The organism is Mycobacterium sp. RTGN5 (assembly GCF_033804465.1).
In the GTDB taxonomy this organism is placed as follows: domain Bacteria; phylum Actinomycetota; class Actinomycetes; order Mycobacteriales; family Mycobacteriaceae; genus Mycobacterium.
Map to the genome: position 1 here is coordinate 432,486 of NZ_JAPZLA010000003.1, position 21,183 is coordinate 453,668.

The window sequence follows — 21,183 nt, forward strand, 5'->3', positions numbered from 1 at the left end:
GCAGTACTCAGAGCGAAGAATCTCCGGAAGTGTCGCTCTAAGTGCTGTCTCAACGCTTCACGCAGCGGAAGCCGATGTGGCTCATGCCGGTGTCGACCATCTGTGGCCGGCGCGCGGCAGGGCGATAGCGCAGGCAATAGCTGTCCGCGCACAGGAACGACCCGCCCTTGATGACTTTGCGCGGGACCTTGAAATGCGGCTGAGCCGGGTCATAGCTGCCCGCTTCGCAGCAGGGGTCACCCCTGCGGGTGCCGGTGAACCAATCGCAGGTCCACTCCCACACGTTGCCGGCCATGTCGAACAGCCCGTAGCCGTTGGGCGGGAAGGTCCCGACGTCGGTGGTGCGTCCGTAACCCGTGTCTGGGCGCCAGGGGAACTCGCCGTGCCAGTAGTTCGCCAGTCGCTGGCCCGGACCTTCGGGCTGTTCGCCCCACGTGTAGTCGGTCTGGTCGAGCCCGCCGCGGGCCGCGGTCTCCCATTCGGCCTCGGTCGGCAGGGCCAGGTCTGCCCACGCCGCGTACGCCTCGGCGTCCTCGTAGGCGACGTGGACGACGGGATGCGCGGCACGCTTGGCGATCGACGAGTTCGGGCCCAACGGGTGCTGCCAGGAGGCGCCGGGAGTCCAGATCCACCACTGGCTGAGGTGGCGAAGGTCAACGGGTCCGCTGGTGCGGCGGAACACCATCGAGCCCGGCTGCAGATTGGCGGCGGGCGCACCGGGATAGTCGTCCGGGTTCAACGGCCGCTCGGCCACGGTGAGATAGCCGGTGGCCGAGACGAATTCGGTGAACTCGGCGTTGGTGACCGGACGGGCTTGAATCCAGAAGTCGCTGACGGTGACCGACCGGGTGGGGGCTTCCTCGGGGTAGTGCCGGTCGGATCCCAGCACGGCGGTCTGCCCGGGAATCCGGACCAGCTCGGGGTCAGTCACTGAAGACGGTTTGCCAGTCGTCGCGCATGCTGGCCCGCGTCCACCCGGACTTCTCGGCATGGTCCAGCGCCTTCTCTGCGCCTGCGGTGTAAGCGAATTCGCGGTCGGCGTCGTCGTGGTAGACCAACATCGCCAGCGATGGACCGGCCCCGGCCGCGGTGTATTGCAGCATCTCGATGTCACCGTTCGAGTTGCCCACGGCGAGGATCGGCCGCCGGCCCACGCGTCCCCAGATGCGGACCGGCTTGACCGGACCGTCGTTGAGGAACTCCGGTTGCGCGGTGGTCAGCAGTTCGCCGTTCTGGAAGATCAGCCCGACCGAACTGCCGATCACCCGCTCCGGCGGAACCCCGTACATCGCCGTCGTGACCGGACGCATGAAGTCGCGCCCCCCGCCGGAGACGATGTAGTTGGTGAAGCCGTTGTCCTCGAGATACCGCAGCAACTCCACCATCGGCGCATACCCGCACTCGGTGTACGCCCGACCCAGCGTCGGATGCTTCGCCTCGGCGAAGAACGCGTTCACCCGGGCGGCGAGCTCGTCGGTGGTGATCGTGGCGTTGGCCGAAAGAACTGCCCCGGCAAGGAGTTTCAGGTCCGAGTCGTCGCCGTTGTAATGCTTGGTGACGGCATCCCCGAACCAAGCCAGATCGCCGGCGGCCGCGGCGGTGTAGGGCTGCTTGGCCCCCAGGCCGGGATCGGCCGCCACCTGTTCGGCGATCCGGCGCACCAGGAAGTCGAGCTGGATATAGGCCGGCTTCTCACACCACAGCGTGCCGTCGTTGTCGAACACGGCGACGCGTGCTTCGGGTTCCACCGCATCGACCGCACGTGCCACGAACTCGACGATCGCCGACTTCGTGGGTCCGTCGTTCCACGATTCCAGCATCTAGTCGGCCGCGAGGAACTCGTTGAGCTTCTTGACGATCTGATCGATGCTGAAGCTGGCGGGCTCGTGCCGAGGCGGGAACTCCTTGAACGTATCCAGGAACATCGACGCCATCGCCGTCGCATAGAAGACGAAGAAGTCGCGCCGCAGGAACCACTCGTAGTACGTGTTCGAGGTGATGTCGGCGTACTCGAACGGGTCGGTGCGCAGGTTGAACAGCTTGGGTACCCGAAGTTCGGTGAACGGCTCGGCCCAGGTTCGAAGCGTGCCCTGGGCGCGCTGCTCGGCGAACACGATCTTCCAGTTCTCGAACCGCATTCCGACCATCTGCGCGTCGTCGTTGAAATAGAAGAACCCACGCCGTGGGCTGTTCTCGACCTCGCCCATCAGATACGGCAGCAGATTGAACCCGTCGATGTGCACCTTGTATTCGACATCACCAATCTGGTAGCCCTTCTTCAGCTTTTCGCTGACGTCGGGGTCGCCGGCGGCGGCGACCAGCGTCGGCAGCCAGTCGTGATGCTGGATGATGTCGTTGGAAATGCTGCCCGCCTTGATCTTTCCGGGCCAGCGGATCAGTTCGGGCACCCGGTAGGCGCCTTCCCAGTTGGTGTTCTTCTCGCTGCGGAACGGCGTGGTCCCGGCATCGGGCCAGCTGTTGCGGTGCGGCCCGTTGTCCGTGGAATAGATGACGATGGTGTCGTCGGCGATGCCGAGTTCGTCGAGCACATCGAGCACCGTGCCCACGTTCTTGTCGTGGTCGATCATCGCGTCGTGGTACTCGGACTGCCACAACCCGGCTTGGCCCTTGCTGCCGGGTTTGAGGTGGGTGTAGAGGTGCATGTGAGTGAAGTTGCACCACACGAAGAACGGGTTGCCTTCGCCGTGCTGCCGCTTGATGTACTCGACCGTGCGATCGGCGATGTCGTCGTCGATGGTCTCCATCCGCTTCGCGGTGAGCGGCCCGGTGTCCTCGATGGTCTGCTTGCCGACCGGCCCGAACTTGGGATCGTCGGGTTCGGTCGAGTCCTCCGCGATGGCCCTGCAGTCGAGCACCCCACGCGGCAGCGCGAGTTCATACAGCCGGGGGAACTGGTCTTTGTGCGGGTAGTCGAACTGTTCGGGTTCTTCCTCGGCATTGAGGTGGTACAGGTTGCCGTAGAACTCGTCGAACCCGTGCACGGTGGGCAGGTACTTGTTCCGGTCGCCGAAGTGGTTCTTGCCGAACTGGCCGGTGGCGTATCCGAGCGGTTTGAGCAATTCGGCGATCGTGGGATCTTCGGCGGCCCAGCCGATATCAACGCCGGGCACACCAACCTTGCTCATGCCGGTGCGGTACACGCTTTGCCCACTGATGAACGCCGCACGCCCGGCCGTGCAGCTTTGCTCGCCGTAAGAGTCGGTGAAGCGCATTCCCTCGGCGGCGATCCGGTCGATGTTGGGCGTGCGATATCCCATCATGCCGTCGCTGTAGCAACTCAGATTGCTGATGCCGATGTCATCGCCCCAGATGACCAAGATGTTGGGCTTTCCTTCAGGCATATTTCGACGGTAGGCCAACCGGCCACAGGAGTGGCCGCTTCTCACCAACAATTCACGAATCTCAGCGGCGCTACAGTCGGGGCATGCAGACACAGAGCGGCCTGGTGATGGCGGCCCTGTTGGTTGCCGCGCTGGCGGGCTGCGGCGCCCACGACTCCCATGGCCCTGGCGGGAGCGCACCGCACGACGCGGTGATGCTCAACGACGTCTCCGTCGCATCCGTGTTGGGTGCGATCACGAAGGCGAACCTGCCAGTGCACAACGCCCGCGACACGACGTCGTCGAGATGTCCGGAGGCCGGCTGCATGGAGGCGACGGACACCGATACGGTGTCGATCCTGAAATTCCCGAGCACCGGCCGCGCGGAGCTGTACGCCGCCGCGGTGCGCGACATGTTGCAGGTCGAGGACATCGTGGTGGTGTACGCCCCGACGATGACCGGCGAGCAGAAGGCGGCCTACGGGCAGGTCGTCAAGACCGCGATGTTGACACCCGCCAATCCATAGATAACCATCGTTTCCGATGGATGTGGCAGCCGGTTGGACACGCCTGGTCGATGGTCTTCGTGATGCCGGACAGAAGCTCGACGTGCTGACCGCCGACCTCGATCCCCGGGAGCGCGCCGACGGATACCGTGCCCTGTTCCGTGCCATGAACAACCTCACCGGCCGGTTCGAAGGTGATTCCGAGACACCGGAATTGGCGCCGTTCAACGGGTGGCGCGAGAAGTTCTTCATGGACAACCCGGACTATCGCTACTGGATCACCGACATTCGCGATGATCGCGCCTACCGAATCGTCGGCAATGTCGAGGATTCCCGGTACCAGTCGATCACGGTCTACTCCGGCACGGGCATCGCCAACGCCGTTGCGGTAGCGCGCATCGACACCGACGCCATGACGATCGACGGTGACGGCAACTTCGAAGTGGAACTGTCTGCGCAACCAGGAGCGGCGTCGGTGTGGGTTCGGTACGTCCATGACGTGGTGAACCCGGAGCGGCCAGGGTCGTGCCGGATCGAAGCGCTGGATCCGCCCACCTCGGTACCGACGCTGGAGCCAGCAGATCCGGCGCGCCGCCTGTCGCAGCTAGGTGCCTTCCTGGCCCAGATCCCCACGGTCTTCGACATGGCGATTGCCGAGGACCGTCAGGAGCCGAATGCCGTGCGTCGCTGGTCGGCGATGACGGGCGGAGCGGCATTCACTGAGCCGGGCATCGACTATGTGCGCGGCGCCTGGAGCCTCGCTGACGGCGAGGCGTTAGTGATCGAGGGGCCAGCACCGTCGTGCCGGCACTGGAACATCGTGCTGTACAGCCGATTTCTGAACTCACTCGATTACCGGCATCGAGTGATCTGCCGCACCGGCGCCACCAGCACGTTGACGGACGGCCGTTTCCGCTTTGTGCTCGCCGAGCGCGACCCCGGGGTCGAGGGCTACGACTGGCTGGACACCGAAGGCCGGACCTTCGGTCTGTTCGTCATGCGGTTCCTTCAGCCGGTGGGGGAGCCGGAGCTGCCGACGGTCCAGCGGGTCGCGGTGGCTGAGCTATGACGTGGACCGCCCCGGTTCGCAGTTCCGTTGCGCAGCAGGTGTATGCGGCGGCGGAAAAGGATCGGGCCGAACACCCTGAGCGGTATCAGTTCGACGCGGACGCGGTCATCCGGCGCGCGACGAAACACGGTGCCACGACTGGCGATTTCGCCGACGGCTGGCGCGACGGGCTCGACGTCTTCCTCCGCTCCGCCGAGGAGGACGGGCGACTCAACGCCGTCGGCGTTCGGATGGCGCTGCAGGCAGCTGCGGGACGGTTGACCGCGGGCGCCCAGATCGCCCAGTGTTTCCGGGACAATCCCGAACTGCGGGCCACCCCGCCCGCGCGCCCGATCGTCATCGTCGGCGGCTGGCGCACCGGCACCACCTTCTTGTTCCGGCTCCTGAGCCGCGATCCGCGGCTGCACGCCCCGCTGCCGGTGGAACTGGTTGCGCCGTGGCTGTCGCAGCCGGATCCGGAAACAACCTCCACCGCAAGCCAATTGCTGCACACCCTGAACCCGGATATGGCGTTCGTGCATCCATCGGGACCGTCCTTGCCGGAGGAATGTGTCCTGGCGATGGGCACCGATCTTCGGAACTGGGGCTTCACCTCGATGATGCGGCTGCCGTCGTATGCCCGATGGCTGGCCGACCAGGACTTCGCCGGACCCTACGCGCGCTATCGAGAAGTGTTGCAGCTGATCGCTTCTCGCGACCCAAGGCGGTTGGTGCTCAAGGCTCCGGCGCACACCGCGGAGTTGGATCACCTGGTCGAGGCGTTCCCCGGCGCGGTGGTGGTGCAGATCCACCGCGACATCGTCGAGACGTTGACCTCCGGCGCGACGCTGTTCAGCGTGTATCGGACCACCTACAGCGACGACGTCGACGCGAAAGACGTCGGCCGCCAACAGGTGGACCAAAGCGAGCTGTGGTTCCGCCGGGCCGCCGCATTCCGCGCCTCGCCCGCGAATGACCCGGTGACGTTCGTCGATCTGGATTACCCCACGTTGATCGATCAGACCGTCGCCTGTCTGGAGAAGATCTACGCCGCGGCCGATATGGAGCCGATCCAACGGCCGGACCAGTTCGTCGCGGCCTACCACGCCGAGCATCCTCGAGCGGCGCATAGCTATCAGCGTTGCACGCCAGAGGATTTCGGACTCGATCCGGGTGAGCTGCGTGAGCGCTTCTCCTGACGAGCGCTGGCGGGGGACATCATCGGACGAGCGCGCCGATGAACGGCGGGAACGACTGCTTGCCGCATGCCGTGACATCGTGGGCACGCACGGCGCCTCGGCGCTGGCGGTGCGCGCGGTCTGCCGTGCGGCGAACGTCAGTCCGCGGCACTTCTACGAAAGCTTCGCCGACACCGACCTGTTGTTGCTCGCGGCGTACGAGCGTGCCGTCCAACAACTTCTCGATGCGATAAGCGCTTCAGTGGAAGCCCTCGGCGGGAAGTTCGAAGACCGACTACGAACGGTGTTCGACACGGCGGCCCGCTATCTGGAGACGCATCCGGAGTCCGGACGAATCATCTTCCGCGAAGCGCTGACCAACGACGCTCTGCGCACCCGTGCCGTGATCACGCTGCCCGCGTTTCTTGGCGCGGTGCGGCAGCTGGCACTCGAGCCGGGGCGCACTCCCGCCGCGGCGCCCCATCGACATCTCGAAGCAACCCTGTTGTCCGGCGGGCTGGCTGCGGTCTTCGTCGAATGGCTTTCCGGCGCCGGCACGTTCACCCGCGACCAGCTCGTGTCGTATTGCACGACGGCGAGCCTGGCGCTGTTGTCGGCGGAGTTGCCGTCCTAGCCCTTCATCTCCGCGTAGAGCTCGGTGTAGTACGGCAGGCATTCCTTGAGCGCTTGGTCGGTCGTGTACAGCGGCTGGTAGCCGAGGTCACGGCGGGCCTTGTCGATGGAGAAGTAGTTGTCGATGGACACCCGCTCCACTGCAAGCGGTTCCAGCGGCGGCTGAGGCAGCCCGAACTTGAAGTGCAGCCACTGCCAGGCGCTCAGCGCCGCGTGGACCACGCCGCCGGGAATCCAGAACGTCGGCCACTTCTCGCCGCAGGCCTCGACCACGGGACGGGAGAAGTCGAACATGTTGATCGGGTCGCCGTCATTGATGAAGTAGGCCTGGCCGGGTGCGGTGCCGCCAGGCACCAAATGCTCTGCGGCAAGGATGAATCCGTGCACCAGGTTGTGCACGTAGGAGTTGTCCAGCTTGGCGTCCTTGTTGCCCACCAGAACCTTGACGTGCCCGGCGATCACTCGCTCGAACAGCTTGCGGAACATGGTCTGATCGCCGCGGCCCCAGATGCCGCTGGGGCGGATCGAACAGGTCAGCAGCCCGTCCACGCCGTTCTGGCTGAGCACGAACTTCTCCGCGACCACCTTGGTCTCGGTGTAGAGGTCGTTGAATCGTGTTGTGTAGGGGAGGGTTTCGTCGCCGTTCACGATGCGCTGGCCGCCCATGACCACGCTGTTGGACGCGGTGTAGACGAAGCGCTTCACGCCGGCGGCCTGGCCCGCCTGGATCAGGTTCTTGGTGCCACCGACGTTGACGTCGAAGCTGCGCTTGCGGTACTCGTCGGTGACCGACGCCCCGCCCATCAGGTCGATGATCGCGGCGGTGTGAAGGATCGTGTCGATCCCGTCGACCGCGGCGGCGACGGTGGCGGTGTCGCAGATGTCGCCCTGGAGCACCTCGAGCCGCTCATGCGGCGGCAGCGCCGAGGCTGCGCGGTCGAAGGCCCGGACGAAGTGTCCGCGCTCGAGCAGCTCGGTCACCAGGTTGGCGCCGACGAACCCGGCGCCACCGGTCACCAGCACGCGGCCGAGGTCAGTTGTCAGCGTGGCATCACCCATGGCCGTGAGGATAACTGAAACACGTTCCAGTTTTCCAATATCGCAGGTAACCGGCTCGGGCCGATCAGTCCTCGCCGTCGGCGCGGGCGCCCAGCGCATCCTCGATGCGCTTACGGGCTCCGGCTAAGTGCTCCTCGCAGCGTCGGGCCAGTTCCTCGCCCCGTTCCCACAATTTCAGCGACGAATCAAGATCGAGTCCGCCTTGCTCGAGGACCCGAACCACGTCGATCAACTCGTCCCGGCACTCTTCGTAGCCAAGCTCACTAATGGGCTTCGTTTCATCGGCCTTGCTCATGCGGCTCCATCTGTCGGGCCCGTACTGGTGGCGCCGATCGCGCCGTCGCCGACCCGGATGCGCAACCGGGTTCCGGCCGGCGCGTCGGCGCGTGTTCGAAGAATGTCGCCGTCCGCGGTCTGGACCACGGCGTAGCCGCGGGCCAGCGTCGCCGCCGGGCCCAGGGTGGCCAGGCGTGCGGCCAGGTGGCCGATTCGGTCGGATTCGGCCGCGACCAGCCGGTTGACGTCGCGGCGCACCGCGGCACGAGCCCGCTCGATCTCTTCAGTGCGCGCAGTGAGCCCGCGTAGGGGGTCGGCCAGCACCGGGCGGCTGCGGAGGTGGGTCAGGGTGCGCTGCTCGCGGCCGACCCAGTTGCGCAGTGCCTGGGCGCTGCGCTGCCGCAGTTCATTGACCAGAGCCAGCTCGGCGACGGCGTCGGGCACCACCTTCTTGGCGGCATCGGTGGGGGTGGCCGCGCGCAGGTCGGCGACCAGGTCGCACAGCGGGTTGTCCGGCTCGTGGCCGACGGCACTGATCACCGGCGTGGTGCAGGCGGCGATCGCACGGCACAGGGTCTCGTCGGAGAACGGCAGCAGGTCCTCCACGCTGCCGCCGCCGCGGGCGATCACGATGACGTCGACGTCGGGATCGGCGTCCAACTCCGCTAAAGCCTCCACGATCTGCGCCACCGCATTCACACCCTGCACGGCGGTGTTGCGGATCGCGAACCGCACCGCCGGCCAGCGGGCCGCGGCCACCGTCGTCACGTCGTGCTCGGCGGCGCTGGCCCGTCCGGTGATCAGCCCGACGGTCGACGGCAGGAACGGCAGCGGGCGTTTGAGCCGCGGGTCGAACAAACCCTCGGCCTCCAGCAGCTTGCGCAACCGCTCGATGCGAGCCAGCAGTTCGCCGACGCCGACAGCGCGAATGTCGCTGACGCGCAAGGAAAATGAGCCGCGCACCGTGTAGAAGGTCGGCTTGCCGCGCACGACGACCTGGGTGCCTTCGGTGAGCTTCACCGGCGCGGCGTGCACCAGATCACGCGGGCAGCTGATGTCCAGGGACATATTGGCCGCGGGATCGCGCAGCACCATGTAGGCCGTGGAGTTGCGGACGTTGATCTGGGTCAGCTGACCCTCGACCCACACGCTGCCCAGCCTGTCGATCCAACCGGCAACGCGGATGGCCACCGCACGGACCGGGTACGGGTTCTCCGCAGAGTTGGCCTGGGCGCTGGTCACTTGGCGGACGCGCGGGTGATCCTGTTGGCCAGCAGAGTCTGGAACGGTGCGCGGGCCTTGGAGGCTTCTTCGTAGGCAAGCAGCGCCTCGAGATCGGCGACGCTCAACGACTGCAGGCGAGCGCGCAGCTGAGCCAGGGTCAGCGACTCGTAGTCGAGTTCCTCGGCGATGTCCGGCGCGGTGGTGGTGGTCGTCGTCGCCGTCGTTCCCGCGGCCTTCGTGTCGACCCCGTCAGTCACCGTGTAGAGCGCGAAGCGGCCTTCGGTAAGGCGCTCGCCGTCGAGCACGGGCCCGTCGCCGTCGGAGGCATCTTCGTCGAAGGTCGCCCAGTCCGGCTGCTCGTCCTTCGGCGGGAAGATGTTCTCCAGTGCGGTGTCGCCCTTGATCACCAGGTCGGCCAGGTCCTGCTGCATCTTCATCACGATGTGCGCGATGTTGCTCGCCACCGTCATCGGGTACATCAGGATGGTTTGGGGCAGCTTGCGGGTTTCCTCGATGGCGGTCACGGCAGCGCCGACCAGCAGACGAACCCCATATGGTGCTGTTGCCATGGCCAACAGCCTACGGCTGGCCCTGCCACGTTGCGGGAACGTACCCTTGAAACCATGCCGCCTACCGTCAACATGGGGATTCCCGGTGCCGCGAGCTCGGTCACCGGGGGCGTGACCGGTAAGCGAGTGCTGCTGGCCGAACCCCGTGGTTACTGCGCCGGGGTGGATCGCGCCGTCGAGACCGTCGAGCGGGCGCTGGAGAAGCATGGCGCCCCGGTCTACGTGCGGCACGAGATCGTGCACAACCGCTACGTCGTGGAAACCCTGGCCAAGGCCGGGGCGGTGTTCGTCGAGCAGACCGACGAGGTGCCCGAGGGTGCCATCGTGGTGTTCTCCGCGCACGGCGTCGCGCCGACGGTCCACGTGGAGGCCGCCGCGCGCAATCTGAAGACCATCGACGCCACCTGCCCGCTGGTCACCAAGGTGCACAACGAGGCCAAGCGGTTCGCCCGCGACGATTACGACATCCTGCTCGTCGGCCACACCGGTCACGAGGAGGTCGTCGGCACCGCCGGTGAGGCACCTGACCACGTCCAGGTCGTCGACAACCCGGATGCCGTCGACAAAGTCACCGTGCGCGACCCGAACAAGGTCATCTGGCTGTCCCAGACCACGCTGAGCGTCGACGAGACCATGGAGACGGTGCGCCGGCTGCGGGAGAAGTTCCCGACGCTGCAGGACCCGCCCAGCGACGACATCTGCTACGCCACCCAGAACCGTCAGGTCGCGGTCAAGGCGATGGCCCCGGAGTGCGAGCTGGTGATCGTCGTCGGCTCGCGGAATTCGTCGAACTCGGTGCGCCTGGTCGAGGTGGCGCTTGGCGCCGGCTCGAATGCCGCCAAGCTGGTCGACTACGCCGAGGACATCGACCCGGCCTGGCTGTCCGGGGTTACGACCGTCGGCGTCACCTCGGGGGCGTCAGTGCCCGAGATCTTGGTGACGGGTGTGCTGGAGCGGCTGGCCGAGTACGGCTACGGCACTGTCCAGCCGGTGACCACCGCCAACGAGACGTTGGTGTTCGCACTTCCGCGCGAAATCCGTCCCGCCCGCACTTAGGGTTCGGCGCCCGTCAGCGGTCGGAGCGCCAGGACTCGGCGTCCCAATCACTTGACCGGCGCGGCCTGGGCTGCTGACGCGGAGCGTCTTCGCCCTCGCCGCGATACCGCACCCGCGACACCGGGTGGTGGCTGCCGCTATCCCCATTGGCCCTGCCCGGCGGCCGTTGCCGTGGCGGTGGCTCATAGGGCGGATACGGCTCGTAGGACGGGTAGGTCTCGTACGGCTCGAACCGGCTGTCGCGCTGCGGCGGCGCGCCGTAGGGGTCGCGGCGTTCGCGGGGTGCCCGTGGCTCGCGAGATTCGCGTGGTTCACGCCGGGACGGCGGTGGCGTGCGGCCGTTCGGATCGCGCGGCTGACGCCTGCGCCGCGGGGCCTCGGCCAAGTCTGGGGCGTCGTCCGCGGCCGGACGGCGCCGGCGGGGACGCTCGGGCGCCTCGGTGATGTCCTCCAGCGGGGGACGGGCGTGCCGGGAGCGGGTGGGTGCGGGCCGCTTGGCGGGCCGACCCGACCGGGGGCGCTTCTCCGCAGTCGCGGGCCGATCGATGCTGTGCTTGCGCCGTGGCGCTTCTTCGGCGCCGTCCTCGTCGTCGGCGTCGCCGCGGTGCAAGACCGAGGTGAGCTTGGCCGCCAGCCCGGCGAACAGGCCGGGGGTCGCATCGTCGTCGGCATCGGCGGGAGCGGCCGTCACTGTTGATCGGCTCGACATGGCGAAGTACCAGCGCACCAACCCGATGAGCAGCACGCCCGCTGAGGTGAACAGCATCAGCGGGAAGCGCTCGATCAGGGGGTAGCCGAAGTTGATCAGGGTGTCCTTGATGCCGGTGAACTCGGCGCCGTGGAACACGAAGTAGGAACTGGGCACGGCGACGAACAGGATCAACGGCGGCTGGATGACGGCAGTGAAGATGCTGGACTGCCGGACCGCCAGCACCGCGGCCACACAACCGACGGCATACAGGGCGGCGAACACGTTGCCGAGATCTTTGTTGCCGGAGCCGGCGTCGAACGCGAATCCAATTGTGGTGGCGATCACAGCAATCAGGACGGCACCCCACCACGGCACGCCGGGGAGATTCGGATGCGCCGAGCGATTCGCGGCCGCCACCGACGACCTGGCTCGCTGTGCTGACACACGTAGACCGTACCGTTTCCGACTGAATGTGGACCGGCGGCGGGGCCGTGAGGCGAGGGGTCTGCTGGACCTTTCTCCTAGACTGTGGTCCCTGTGAGCCTCAGCCTCGGAATCGTCGGTCTGCCCAACGTGGGGAAATCCACCCTATTCAATGCGCTGACCCGCAATAACGTGCTGGCAGCCAACTATCCGTTCGCCACGATCGAGCCGAATGAGGGCGTCGTTCCGCTGCCCGATCCGCGGCTGACGAAGCTGGCCGAAATCTTCGGTTCTGAGCGGATCCTGCCGGCGCCGGTGACCTTCGTCGACATCGCCGGGATCGTGAAGGGTGCCTCCGAGGGGGCGGGCCTTGGCAACAAGTTCCTGGCGAACATCCGTGAGTGCGACGCGATCTGTCAGGTGGTCCGGGTGTTCGCCGACGACGACGTGGTCCACGTCGACGGCAAGGTGGACCCGAAGTCCGACATCGAGGTGATCGACACCGAGCTGATCCTGGCCGATCTGCAGACGCTGGAGAAAGCGATACCGCGCCTGGAGAAGGAAGCCCGCACGAACAAGGACCGCAAGGCGGTGCACGAGGCGGCGCTGGTCGCCCAGCAGGTGCTCAATGACGGCACCACGATGTTCGCCGCGGGCAAGAGGGTGGACTCGGGGCTGCTGCGTGAGCTGAACCTGTTGACCACAAAGCCGTTTCTCTACGTGTTCAACTGCGATGAGTCGGTGCTGACCAATCCCGAGCACGTCGCGTCCTTGAAGGAGATGGTCGCGCCTGCCGATGCGGTGTTCCTCGACGCCAAGATCGAGGAGGAGCTCCAAGAGCTTGACGACGAGTCGGCGGCCGAGCTGCTGGAATCGATCGGGCAGACCGAGCGTGGACTGGATGCGTTGGCGCGGGCGGGTTTTCACACCTTGAAGCTGCAGACCTACCTGACGGCGGGGCCAAAAGAGTCCCGCGCGTGGGTGATTCACCAGGGCGATACCGCGCCCAAGGCGGCCGGCGTCATTCACACCGACTTCGAAAAGGGCTTCATCAAGGCCGAAGTGGTGTCCTACGACGACTTGGTGGAGGCCGGATCGATGGCTGCGGCCAAGGCGGCGGGCAAGGTGCGGATTGAAGGCAAGGACTACGTCATGGCCGACGGCGACGTGGTCGAGTTCAGGTTCAACGTCTAGTAGGTGGGCTGCGGCTGATGCCCGGCTGGAACGTCGACCGTGGGCCTAATGCACGCGATTGACGAGTTTTCTGTGCACAGGACCCACACTCGGCGGATTGGAAGTAGAGGCACGGAGACTTCGTCGATCTACAGGCGATCCTGAAACACGCTGCTAGGCTCCTTGGCAATTGCTGGGGAGGCAATTCAGTGTTTCTTGGGGGGAATGATGAAGGTTTGGCGTTTTGTTGCGATGGCTGCACTATTAGCTGGCGTTTCGGCTGTTACGGCCAGTCCGGTAAATGCGGATTCGCTGACCGGAACTTACCGCGTTAATTCGACTGCACTGCAGGACGGCGGATTCAATTGGGACTTGTCGTCTTGCGGTCCCGGCTGTTTGAACGTGGACCAGGGGGTCCGTGGTCAATTGCACCTGCAGGGCAATGTTTGGGCAGGCACAACAAATGCCGGTTGCGCAACAACTATCGACGCGAACTCACTTTCTGGCAGCTATCAATGTCCGATGCTTCCTGCTGTACCGATTACCTTATCCAAGGTCGGTTAACAGCTGCACAACGTCCAGGCGCGGGGTGTCTTCGAGCCCCATGTGGTGCAGGACCGAGAACTCATCACAGGACCGTTGCGGGCCGCCGCCCAGTTTTCCAGGGATTTCCCTGATGCATGGACGTGAGAATGCTGAAAGCCTTGCAGGAAACCACACCCGGTGCCTGAAAGGCTTGGCCATGACCGCGAGTCGCGTACTGCCCGCCTCTCTGCTCGCCGTTGTCGGAGTCGGTCTCGCAACCCTTGCCGTGGCATGCGGCGGCGAACCTGCGAAGTCGCCCGCCTCGCCCGCCTCGTCATCAGCCCCATCCGAGCCGGAACTGAACGGCACGTACAAGTCGACCGGCGCGACAACAGGGAGCAGCACGTGGACGATCACTGCCTGCGGACGAGGATGCGCTGACATAGCGGTGAAAGCGGACACCGGTGACGATAGTGGTGACACACTGGCGCTGCCGTTTTCCGGGCGGGCTTACCTCGCGAACGGCGAATGGTCAATGAAGGTGGTCCGGAAGGACGGGTACCTATGCGCCAGCGGGGCCGACGCCGCGGTCGACGCGATCTATTCATGGAATGCCACGTCGCTCAAGGGATCTTGGGACGCCACACTGCACGGACCGGCCTGTGGCAAGCCCGCCGGGGCCGGCACCGGCTCACCGGAACCGTTCACCTTGAACAAGGTGAACTAAGGAGCGATGAGTTCAGCGGGGCGGAGGAGTCTCAATAGCATGGGAATCCTGAACTTCACCGCGACCGTATCTCTCGACGGCTACGTTGCCGACGCGGATGGCGACTTCCAGTGGTCGGGTCCGAACGACGAAGTGTTCGCTGTCCATGTCGACCGCATGGCCGAGACGTCGACGGAGGTGCTGGGGCGCAAGACGTTCGCGCTGATGCAGTACTGGGAGACCGATCCGGTCGACGAAGTCTGGACTCCCGCTGAGAAGAAATTCGCCTGCCGCTGGCGGGGCATCGACAAGGTCGTGGTGTCGTCGACGCTAACTCAGGAAGAGGTCGGATCGGACCGAGTCCGTCTCCTGCCCGACCTGAGCCTGGACGAGTTGCGGCGGATCGTCGACGGTGCGACGGGCGTCGTCGAGATCTTCGGGCCCACAACCGCGGCCGCGGCGATCCGCGCCGGCCTGGTCGAACAGTTCCAGTTCTTCGTGGTGCCGAAGGTGGTGGGCGGCGGCCTGCGCGCGCTACCCGACGACGTGCGCCTCAACATGAAGCTCGCCGAGCACCGAGTCTTCGACAACGGCACCGTCCATCTGCGCTACGTGCCTGGCTGAGAGGTGGCTGGACTGCGCTCTACGTGGATTCGGGTGGATCTGCGAGTTCTCTTCGGGCCTGGTTGATTTGGTCGTAGGCGTAGGTCACCATCGCGGCAGCGGTCATAGCCGCACCTCGCCGGGCGAGCGAATCATAGATCTGGTCGCCAAGGACATCGCGCAGATCGGTGATGGCGGTGGTGAACTCCGGGTTCGCGGTCGCGGTCAGGGGACTGAACGCGAAGCCGGCAATAGTGGCCGCCGGTTCGTCGCGTCCGAGCCGGTCGAAAAGGGCCGTGAGGACGGCCAGCGGGAAACGGATCATGGTTGTGTTGCCCGCGTCGTGGAAATTCCGGAGCGCAAGTGCGACATAGTCGAGCGCGGCCACCGGGTCGCCATACTCCGCCTCAAGGCGGGCCAGACTGCCCGCGATGCGGGTTTCGGGATTACGGTTGCCGCTCTCCTGGGCGATCATCAGACCGCGGCGCTGGGCGGTCAGCGCCGCGGCGGGATCAGCGTCGCCGAACGCGAAACCGTAGGCGTAGAGCGCAAACGAAAGCGCCGCCGGGTTGCCGGTGGCCTCGGCAACCTCGATCAGGCCGTTCGCTGCGGCCCTCGCCTCCGCGCCGCACCCCGCGACCGTCAGAGCGACGGTCAGGAATGCCGTGGTGATCCCGTGGGTGTCGCGACCGAAAGCGAGCCGCGCGCGGCACCATTCGACCTGCCGTTCGGGTTGGCCGAAGTGTAGGTACGCAGCGCCGAGCGCGCCGTCGAGGCCGAACGGCACCTCGTCGTAGCGGCCACTGCCGATGACCAGCTGGCCGGCGTCGCTGTAGCTGACAGCTGCCTCGATCCGTCCGGGCCACCAGCACGTAGATGCCATCGCATACAGGAATCCGAGTGACGGATGATCGGCGCGGCGGGCGGCTTCGATAAGCTCCTCGGCCCACGCTATCGGTTCGTAGTTGTGCGTCCAAAAGCCAAGCCATGCTGCCGATGTCGCGATGGTGGCGGCGACGTCGAGGTCGCCTTGATCGGTGGCCCACCGACATGCGGACCGCAGGTTGGCCAGCTCAACGGTGAACCAGCCGTAGGCCTCCCGCTGGCGGGGACTGTCCCACAGGGCCATGATGTCGGCTTCGCGTCGGGCGAAGTAGCGACAGTGGGTTCCCCGGACCTCGGATGCGTCGCCGCGCTCGGTGAGTTGTTGCTCGGCGAATTGACGGATCGTCTCCAGCATCGAAAACCGAGTTCGCCCCGAATTCCTGTCAGCGATAAGCAGCGACTTGCGCACCAGCGCGTCGAGCAGATCCAGCACGGCGAACTCGTCGCTCGAACCCGCAATGGCGCAGGCACTTTCGAGATCGAATCCGCCGGCGAACACCGAACACCGCTCCAGTAGTGGTTTCTCCGCCTCGTCGAGCAGGTCGTAGGACCAGGCCACCGCGTGGCGCAGTGTCTGGTGGCGCGGCAGCCCACGCCGCGAACCGACCAGCAGCCGGAACCGCTGATCGAGACGATCACGCACCTCGCTGGCAGTCATCGATGCCATTCGCGAGCCCGCCAATTCGATGGCCAGCGGGATCCCGTCCAGGCGGCGGCAGATCTCCACCACCGCGCTCGCTTCATCGGTCGTGGCCATCGAGAACCCGGAAGCGACGTTGCGGGCGCGCTCGACGAACAAATCCACTGCGGCACTGTCGATGCCCGCGCCGATGTCCAGCGAGGGCACCAGCCATAGTTGCTCATTGGGGATCCCCAACCCTTCGCGACTGGTGGCTAGGATCCGCACCGACGCCGATTGCGCGAGGATCGACTCGACCAGGTCGGCGGCGGCGTCGCGCACATGTTCGCAATTGTCGAACACCAGTAGCCGCACCCTGCCCTCTAACGCGGCGGCAACGCTCTCGCTGACACTCAATCCCGATTGCTGAGTAATGCCAAGGACCGCAGCGACCGCATCGGGCACCGACGCCGAATCGGTAACCGCCGCGAGTTCGAAAAGCCAGACACCGTCCGGAAATTCGTCGACCAGACGTGTCGCGACCTCCACCGCCAGCCGCGTCTTGCCGATTCCGCCGACACCGGTCAACGTCACGAGCTGGTGAGTCTTGACCGCCGCATGCACCTCGTCGACGTCGGACTCGCGTCCGATCAGGCTGCTCGTCGCGCGCCGCAGATTTCCCGGACTCGTTTCGAGCGCCCGCAACGGCGGAAAATCCGTCGCCAAACCTGGCGCACGCACTTGGAAGATTCCGACCGCCGTCGGTACGCCTCGCAACCGTCTGGATCCCAGATCCATCAGATCGACGCCGCTGAGCAGAGCTGCCGTCGAGTCGGCCAGCAGGATCTGACCACCGTGTCCGGTGGCCATCACTCGTGCCGCGCGATTGAGCGCCTTGCCGAAGTAGTCGTTGTCGCGCAGTTCGGCTTCGCCGGTCGCCAGCCCCATCCGCACGGGCAACTGAAGCGCGTGTTGCGCAGCGAGCGCCGCATCCACCGCAGACCGCGGCGACGCGAACGCCGCACATACTCCGTCACCGGTGTGTTTGAACAACCAACCGCCGTGCCGCTCGATCGCCGAACGCAACACCTCGTCGTGTGCGGCCAGCGCCGCCCGCATCTCTTCCGCGTCGGCCTCCCACCGCGCGGTCGAACCCTCCACATCGGTGAACAAAAACGTCACCACTCCCGAAGGCGCAGCCGCCGTGGACACCTCCGCAGGATGTCACATCACACGGCAGCGCACAGGGGTGTCGGAGCAGTCAGCTGGGTGTGTAGGCACGCAATCGTTGGATCTTGGCGGTGTCGCGAAACAGGAACTCCAGCTGGATTCCGTCCGGATCGCGGAAGTCGAGCATGGCACCGACGGATTCGGTTCCGCCGACGATGATGTCGCGGACACCCGAGTGCGCGACTTTGCAGGACTCGAGCCAATCGGCCCAGGCTTGCAGTTCCTCGGCCGAATCGGCGGCGAACCCGAGGTGATCCAGCCCGGTGCGCACCGGGTCGAAAGGTTCATCCCCGTTGGCCGCATGCTCGAAGAGGTCCAGCCCCGTCGAGCCGAGCGCCACGATCGCCATCCGTCCGGAGAACGCCGGACTCTCGCCTTCATACGGTGAGCGCGCCAGCACCGCCCCCAATACGTCGCAGTAGAACGCAATGCTGCGTTCCAGATCTCGGACGGACAAACCCAAGTGGTGTGCGCCGTGCAATCGCGGGGGAGTCGATTTGGTGCTCACGTGATGGACCACATTTCGAGCAGTGTCCGAATGGTGGCTACCAGAGCCAGCGGTTGATCCAGCATGGGGTGGTGGCCGGCCGCCGGGAGCTCAACGAACGGCCCTCTGAGCTGCAACATACTGCGGATGCGGTCGGCCATTTCGGGTGATACCAGACCAGCCTCGGATCTTATGTACCCGATACGGCAAGGCATTTCGGCCATTGCCTGTTCCAGCTTCTCCTCGTCCGCGGGGACGCGGCCCAGGCGTACATCGAAGATCGCCGGATCGAACTTCCAGAACCAGCCTTCCGGCGCATGGCGTATCGATTGGTCGGCGAGATGGCTCCAGATGTAGGGGAGCACGGTGCTCTGCGCGGGGACCGGTGTGAATCGTTCGAGGATTTCCTCCTTCGACCGGTATCCGCTGGGATGTCGATTGCGATCGCGCAGCCGTGCTTCCTCCGGCGCCTCATCCCGCAGGGGTGAATCGATGACGACGATGCTGTCGATCTGCTCGCCGTAGCGGCCGGCCGCGGCCGATGCGACGGAGCCGCCCATGCTGTGCCCGACGATGGTTGGCCGACCAGATGGTCCTTCGGCCTCCGCTGCCGCGAGCACTTCGCGTGCCCAGATGCGCGGGCGGTACTCGGTGCGAGTTCCGCTGTCGCCGTGGCCGCTGAGATCCGGCGCGATGACTCGATGGGTTGTCGAGAAGAACGGTGCGATGTGGTCCCACCATCCCGAGTGGGCGGCTCCGCCGTGCACGAGCAACAGCGGGGGCAGGTCGCGGCTTCCCCACGTACGCAGGTGTATCTGGCAACCATCAACGCTGATGTCGGAATGCTCGGGTTTCTGCGCCAACGCTGTTACGAACCACTCCGGCGGGCCCGGGGGTGGGGGTTGGAGCGGCGATCGCTTCCGTCCGATGAGCGCCACCGCAGTCAGAGGCCGCAGGAAAAGAGGTCGTGCAGAACCGGTTTCATCGATCCTGATCGCAATGACATCGTCACCGTTCCCATTTGTGCCCGCGGCAAATCGGCCAGTTCGGTGATTCTACTCGGTTGAATATCGTGTCTTGACTGACGGTCGGCCATCAGGGATTCGAGGCTGCGACCTCCGAGGCATTCGACACGTTCAGTCGATCCTGAAGATCACGACGATCACAGTGCAGGTAAACGGCAACGAGAGGGCCTGAGTGTGTGAGAACCAATTCGGTACCGAGCCGAGCATCCAAATGACTTACAGAATAGAGACATTCGCGTGGAACGACGACCGCAACCTGCTGATCAAGACGTACTACCCGATGCCTGAGTCGGCAGTAGGAGAGACGACCCCGCGGAGCGTCAAGTTAGGTATGTGTCATGACACTCCCGTTCGAACCGGCACGCGGCAAGGAACTGTCGCTGTTCACGCGTTAGCGCTACTTGGGCTGCGGGCACTTGCCGTCGACGACCAGCGGAAGGTTGATCGTCAACGCCTGCAACACCCCGCCGGTGTCGTTGGTCCCGCCCGCGATGATGCACTTGCCCTCGACAATGGCGTCGCCAGTGACCTTGTGACGATCGGCGATCAGCGTCGTATCGTTCACCTGGACCGTGGTTTTCGTGGCACTGCCGTCGGCGGCGACGGTCGCCAGGACGACTGTTTTCTCGCTGACGGAATCGACGGTGCCACGGAAGCCGCCCAACGGACTGCTCGGAAGCCCTGCGTTGTCAGCGCCGCCAGTCTTCTGGCATTGACCGCTACTCGAGGCGCCGACCACAACCGCGTCCGCGGTGACGGTTCCGCCTTCTGCTCCGCTTGCGGGCCGGATGGTGACGCACTGGCCAGCCTTGATGTCGGTCAGCTTGGCGGGTGTCAGCTCCATGACCTTCGTCGACGGGGTGAAGGACACCGACGCCGTTCCCTTTGGGCCGCTCACCGTGATCGTCGTGCCGGATACCGAATCGATCGACCCGATCACCTCGTCCTCGCCATTGACCTTCGACGGGGGCGCCGACGAGGCCGCCGCGGACGATGTGGTCTTCGACGCAGTCGAAGTCCCGCTTGGCGAACTGTTGTTGGACGAGCCGCACGCGACGGCTGACAGTGCGGTCACCCCGACGATTGCCAGTGCCGCATAGTGGGTCATCGATGCTTTGTGCATGGTGGGCTCCTGGCCGACGTTGGTGAGTCGACAGTAGCGGGGGCAGTCGCTGCCACACATGCGATCAGCTGAATACAGTGCAACATCGGGATTGTTCAGGCGTAGCCCACCCACCCACGAAACGTGAACGCCGAGAAGAACTCCGTGACATCGGCGAAGCCGGCGTCGAGCAGGACCGCGCGGTCTTGCGCTGGGGATAGGACGGGAACGTCCGTGGCGATCGCGGCGCGCGCTTTGTCGACATCAGCGGGGTCGACGCCCGATGCGACGAGGTTCGCGACGTGCCGACCCATCCACAACTCCCGCTCGGCATGGTCGTGCTGCGGAAAGCTCAGGTGCGCAACGACAAACGGTGCACCGGGTGCCAGCCGTTGCCGCACCTGTACCGCGGTGTCACGGCGTTGGTCGTAGGGAAGGAAGTGCAAGGTGAGCAGACTGGTGGCGGCGGCAAATGGCCCGGGTGGCGCGTCGCCGATGTACCCGTGGTGCATGCGCACCCGCCCTGCATGCGCTGCAAGATTCTGCGCGGCCAGATCCAGCATGGCCGCCGAGGGATCTACGGCGTCGAACGTCCAGCCTGGCTGCGCCTCGGCGAACGACTTGGTCTCCAGTCCTCCGCCCGCCCCGAGCACCAGAATCCTGGCATCCGACGGCGCCCGTTCGGCGATGAGGACCGTGACCAGACGGTGAATGTCCCGGTAGGCGGGAACCATCTGTGCGGCACGCTCGGCATACATCGCGACATGGTCTGAGTCATCGAATGGGTTTGAGGTCACACCGCGATGGTGCCGATGCCGATGCGC

Annotated in this window: 22 protein-coding genes; 9 read left to right on the forward strand and 13 right to left on the reverse strand. The window is 65.5% G+C overall.

The features are described from left to right. Nucleotides 1-49: 49 nt before the first annotated feature. From SLQ31_RS19050 to SLQ31_RS19060, 3 genes are read right to left on the reverse strand one after another with little or no spacing between them, the layout of a single operon-like run. Nucleotides 50-931 (reverse strand): formylglycine-generating enzyme family protein, encoded by an 882-nt coding sequence (locus SLQ31_RS19050; RefSeq protein WP_319435562.1) that lies wholly within the window; start codon nt 929-931, stop codon nt 50-52. Next, the gene (locus tag SLQ31_RS19055; protein WP_319435563.1) at nt 924-1,820 is read right to left on the reverse strand and encodes an HAD family hydrolase; all 897 of its coding nucleotides are present in this window, start codon (nt 1,818-1,820) and stop codon (nt 924-926) included. The genes SLQ31_RS19050 and SLQ31_RS19055 overlap by 8 nt, the downstream gene beginning before the upstream one ends. Then, nucleotides 1,821-3,362 carry an arylsulfatase gene (locus SLQ31_RS19060; RefSeq protein WP_319435564.1) on the reverse strand — a complete coding sequence of 514 codons (1,542 nt, stop codon included), beginning with the start codon at nt 3,360-3,362 and terminating at the stop codon, nt 1,821-1,823. 83 nt (nt 3,363-3,445) lie between these two features. On the opposite strand from SLQ31_RS19060, the gene SLQ31_RS19065 reads away from it, so the two are divergent. Genes SLQ31_RS19065 through SLQ31_RS19080 form a run of 4 tightly spaced genes read left to right on the forward strand, consistent with a single transcriptional unit; the run spans nt 3,446 to nt 6,707 of the window. Beyond that, nucleotides 3,446-3,868, forward strand: a complete 423-nt coding sequence (locus SLQ31_RS19065) for a hypothetical protein (protein ID WP_319435565.1) — start codon at nt 3,446-3,448, stop codon at nt 3,866-3,868. Between the two features lie 16 nt (nt 3,869-3,884). Further along, entirely contained in the window at nt 3,885-4,916 is a 1,032-nt protein-coding gene (locus SLQ31_RS19070) for a DUF1214 domain-containing protein (RefSeq protein ID WP_319435566.1), read from the forward strand. Beyond that, on the forward strand, nt 4,913-6,094 hold the full coding sequence (locus SLQ31_RS19075; RefSeq protein WP_319435567.1) for a sulfotransferase: 1,182 nt from the start codon (nt 4,913-4,915) through the stop codon (nt 6,092-6,094). Before SLQ31_RS19070 ends, SLQ31_RS19075 begins: the two co-directional genes overlap by 4 nt. Then, complete coding sequence (locus tag SLQ31_RS19080) at nt 6,078-6,707, forward strand: TetR/AcrR family transcriptional regulator (protein ID WP_319435568.1); 630 nt, start codon at nt 6,078-6,080, stop codon at nt 6,705-6,707. The genes SLQ31_RS19075 and SLQ31_RS19080 overlap by 17 nt, the downstream gene beginning before the upstream one ends. On the opposite strand, the gene SLQ31_RS19085 is transcribed toward SLQ31_RS19080, so the two are convergent. Genes SLQ31_RS19085 through SLQ31_RS19100 form a run of 4 tightly spaced genes read right to left on the reverse strand, consistent with a single transcriptional unit; the run spans nt 6,704 to nt 9,834 of the window. After that, nucleotides 6,704-7,777: an NAD-dependent epimerase/dehydratase family protein gene (locus tag SLQ31_RS19085; RefSeq protein WP_319435824.1), complete on the reverse strand. Its 1,074-nt coding sequence runs from the start codon at nt 7,775-7,777 to the stop codon at nt 6,704-6,706. The two genes, SLQ31_RS19080 and SLQ31_RS19085, sit on opposite strands and share 4 nt — an antisense overlap. Before the next feature lie 52 nt (nt 7,778-7,829). After that, complete coding sequence (locus SLQ31_RS19090; protein ID WP_319435569.1) at nt 7,830-8,060, reverse strand: exodeoxyribonuclease VII small subunit; 231 nt, start codon at nt 8,058-8,060, stop codon at nt 7,830-7,832. After that, nucleotides 8,057-9,283 (reverse strand): exodeoxyribonuclease VII large subunit, encoded by a 1,227-nt coding sequence (gene xseA / locus SLQ31_RS19095; RefSeq protein ID WP_319435570.1) that lies wholly within the window; start codon nt 9,281-9,283, stop codon nt 8,057-8,059. The genes SLQ31_RS19090 and xseA overlap by 4 nt, the downstream gene beginning before the upstream one ends. Continuing rightward, nucleotides 9,280-9,834, reverse strand: a complete 555-nt coding sequence (locus SLQ31_RS19100) for a lipid droplet-associated protein (RefSeq protein ID WP_319435571.1) — start codon at nt 9,832-9,834, stop codon at nt 9,280-9,282. The genes xseA and SLQ31_RS19100 overlap by 4 nt, the downstream gene beginning before the upstream one ends. Before the next feature lie 54 nt (nt 9,835-9,888). Between SLQ31_RS19100 and SLQ31_RS19105 the strand changes: the two genes are divergently transcribed. Continuing rightward, nucleotides 9,889-10,890 (forward strand): 4-hydroxy-3-methylbut-2-enyl diphosphate reductase, encoded by a 1,002-nt coding sequence (locus SLQ31_RS19105; RefSeq protein WP_319435572.1) that lies wholly within the window; start codon nt 9,889-9,891, stop codon nt 10,888-10,890. Nucleotides 10,891-10,903: 13 nt separating this feature from the next. Here SLQ31_RS19105 and SLQ31_RS19110 read toward each other — a convergent pair whose 3' ends face one another. Further along, complete coding sequence (locus tag SLQ31_RS19110) at nt 10,904-12,025, reverse strand: DUF6542 domain-containing protein (RefSeq protein ID WP_319435573.1); 1,122 nt, start codon at nt 12,023-12,025, stop codon at nt 10,904-10,906. Nucleotides 12,026-12,118: 93 nt separating this feature from the next. Between SLQ31_RS19110 and ychF the strand changes: the two genes are divergently transcribed. The 3 genes from ychF to SLQ31_RS19125 all read left to right on the forward strand — a co-directional run bounded on the left by ychF (nt 12,119) and on the right by SLQ31_RS19125 (nt 15,032). Beyond that, the gene (gene ychF, locus SLQ31_RS19115) at nt 12,119-13,198 is read left to right on the forward strand and encodes a redox-regulated ATPase YchF (protein WP_319435574.1); all 1,080 of its coding nucleotides are present in this window, start codon (nt 12,119-12,121) and stop codon (nt 13,196-13,198) included. A 1,039-nt stretch (nt 13,199-14,237) separates the two neighbouring features. After that, on the forward strand, nt 14,238-14,429 hold the full coding sequence (locus SLQ31_RS19120) for a hypothetical protein (protein ID WP_319435575.1): 192 nt from the start codon (nt 14,238-14,240) through the stop codon (nt 14,427-14,429). A 39-nt stretch (nt 14,430-14,468) separates the two neighbouring features. After that, nucleotides 14,469-15,032, forward strand: a complete 564-nt coding sequence (locus tag SLQ31_RS19125) for a dihydrofolate reductase family protein (RefSeq protein ID WP_319435576.1) — start codon at nt 14,469-14,471, stop codon at nt 15,030-15,032. Between the two features lie 19 nt (nt 15,033-15,051). Here the strand turns inward: SLQ31_RS19125 and SLQ31_RS19130 are convergent, their stop codons facing one another. The 4 genes from SLQ31_RS19130 to SLQ31_RS19145 form a co-directional block, all read right to left on the reverse strand. Then, nucleotides 15,052-17,727 carry an ATP-binding protein gene (locus SLQ31_RS19130; protein ID WP_319435577.1) on the reverse strand — a complete coding sequence of 892 codons (2,676 nt, stop codon included), beginning with the start codon at nt 17,725-17,727 and terminating at the stop codon, nt 15,052-15,054. A 49-nt stretch (nt 17,728-17,776) separates the two neighbouring features. After that, nucleotides 17,777-18,253, reverse strand: a complete 477-nt coding sequence (locus SLQ31_RS19135; RefSeq protein WP_319435578.1) for a VOC family protein — start codon at nt 18,251-18,253, stop codon at nt 17,777-17,779. Continuing rightward, on the reverse strand, nt 18,250-19,170 hold the full coding sequence (locus SLQ31_RS19140) for an alpha/beta hydrolase (RefSeq protein ID WP_319435579.1): 921 nt from the start codon (nt 19,168-19,170) through the stop codon (nt 18,250-18,252). The genes SLQ31_RS19135 and SLQ31_RS19140 overlap by 4 nt, the downstream gene beginning before the upstream one ends. A 484-nt stretch (nt 19,171-19,654) precedes the next feature. Further along, a complete protein-coding gene (locus SLQ31_RS19145; RefSeq protein ID WP_413642484.1) occupies nt 19,655-20,101 on the reverse strand; it encodes a hypothetical protein in 447 nt (148 codons plus the stop codon). Here SLQ31_RS19145 and SLQ31_RS19150 point away from each other — a divergent pair. Beyond that, a complete protein-coding gene (locus SLQ31_RS19150) occupies nt 20,100-20,357 on the forward strand; it encodes a hypothetical protein (RefSeq protein WP_319435848.1) in 258 nt (85 codons plus the stop codon). The two genes, SLQ31_RS19145 and SLQ31_RS19150, sit on opposite strands and share 2 nt — an antisense overlap. Nucleotides 20,358-20,475: 118 nt before the next feature. Here the strand turns inward: SLQ31_RS19150 and SLQ31_RS19155 are convergent, their stop codons facing one another. Continuing rightward, entirely contained in the window at nt 20,476-21,156 is a 681-nt protein-coding gene (locus SLQ31_RS19155) for a class I SAM-dependent methyltransferase (RefSeq protein WP_319435580.1), read from the reverse strand. Nucleotides 21,157-21,183 lie beyond the last annotated feature (27 nt).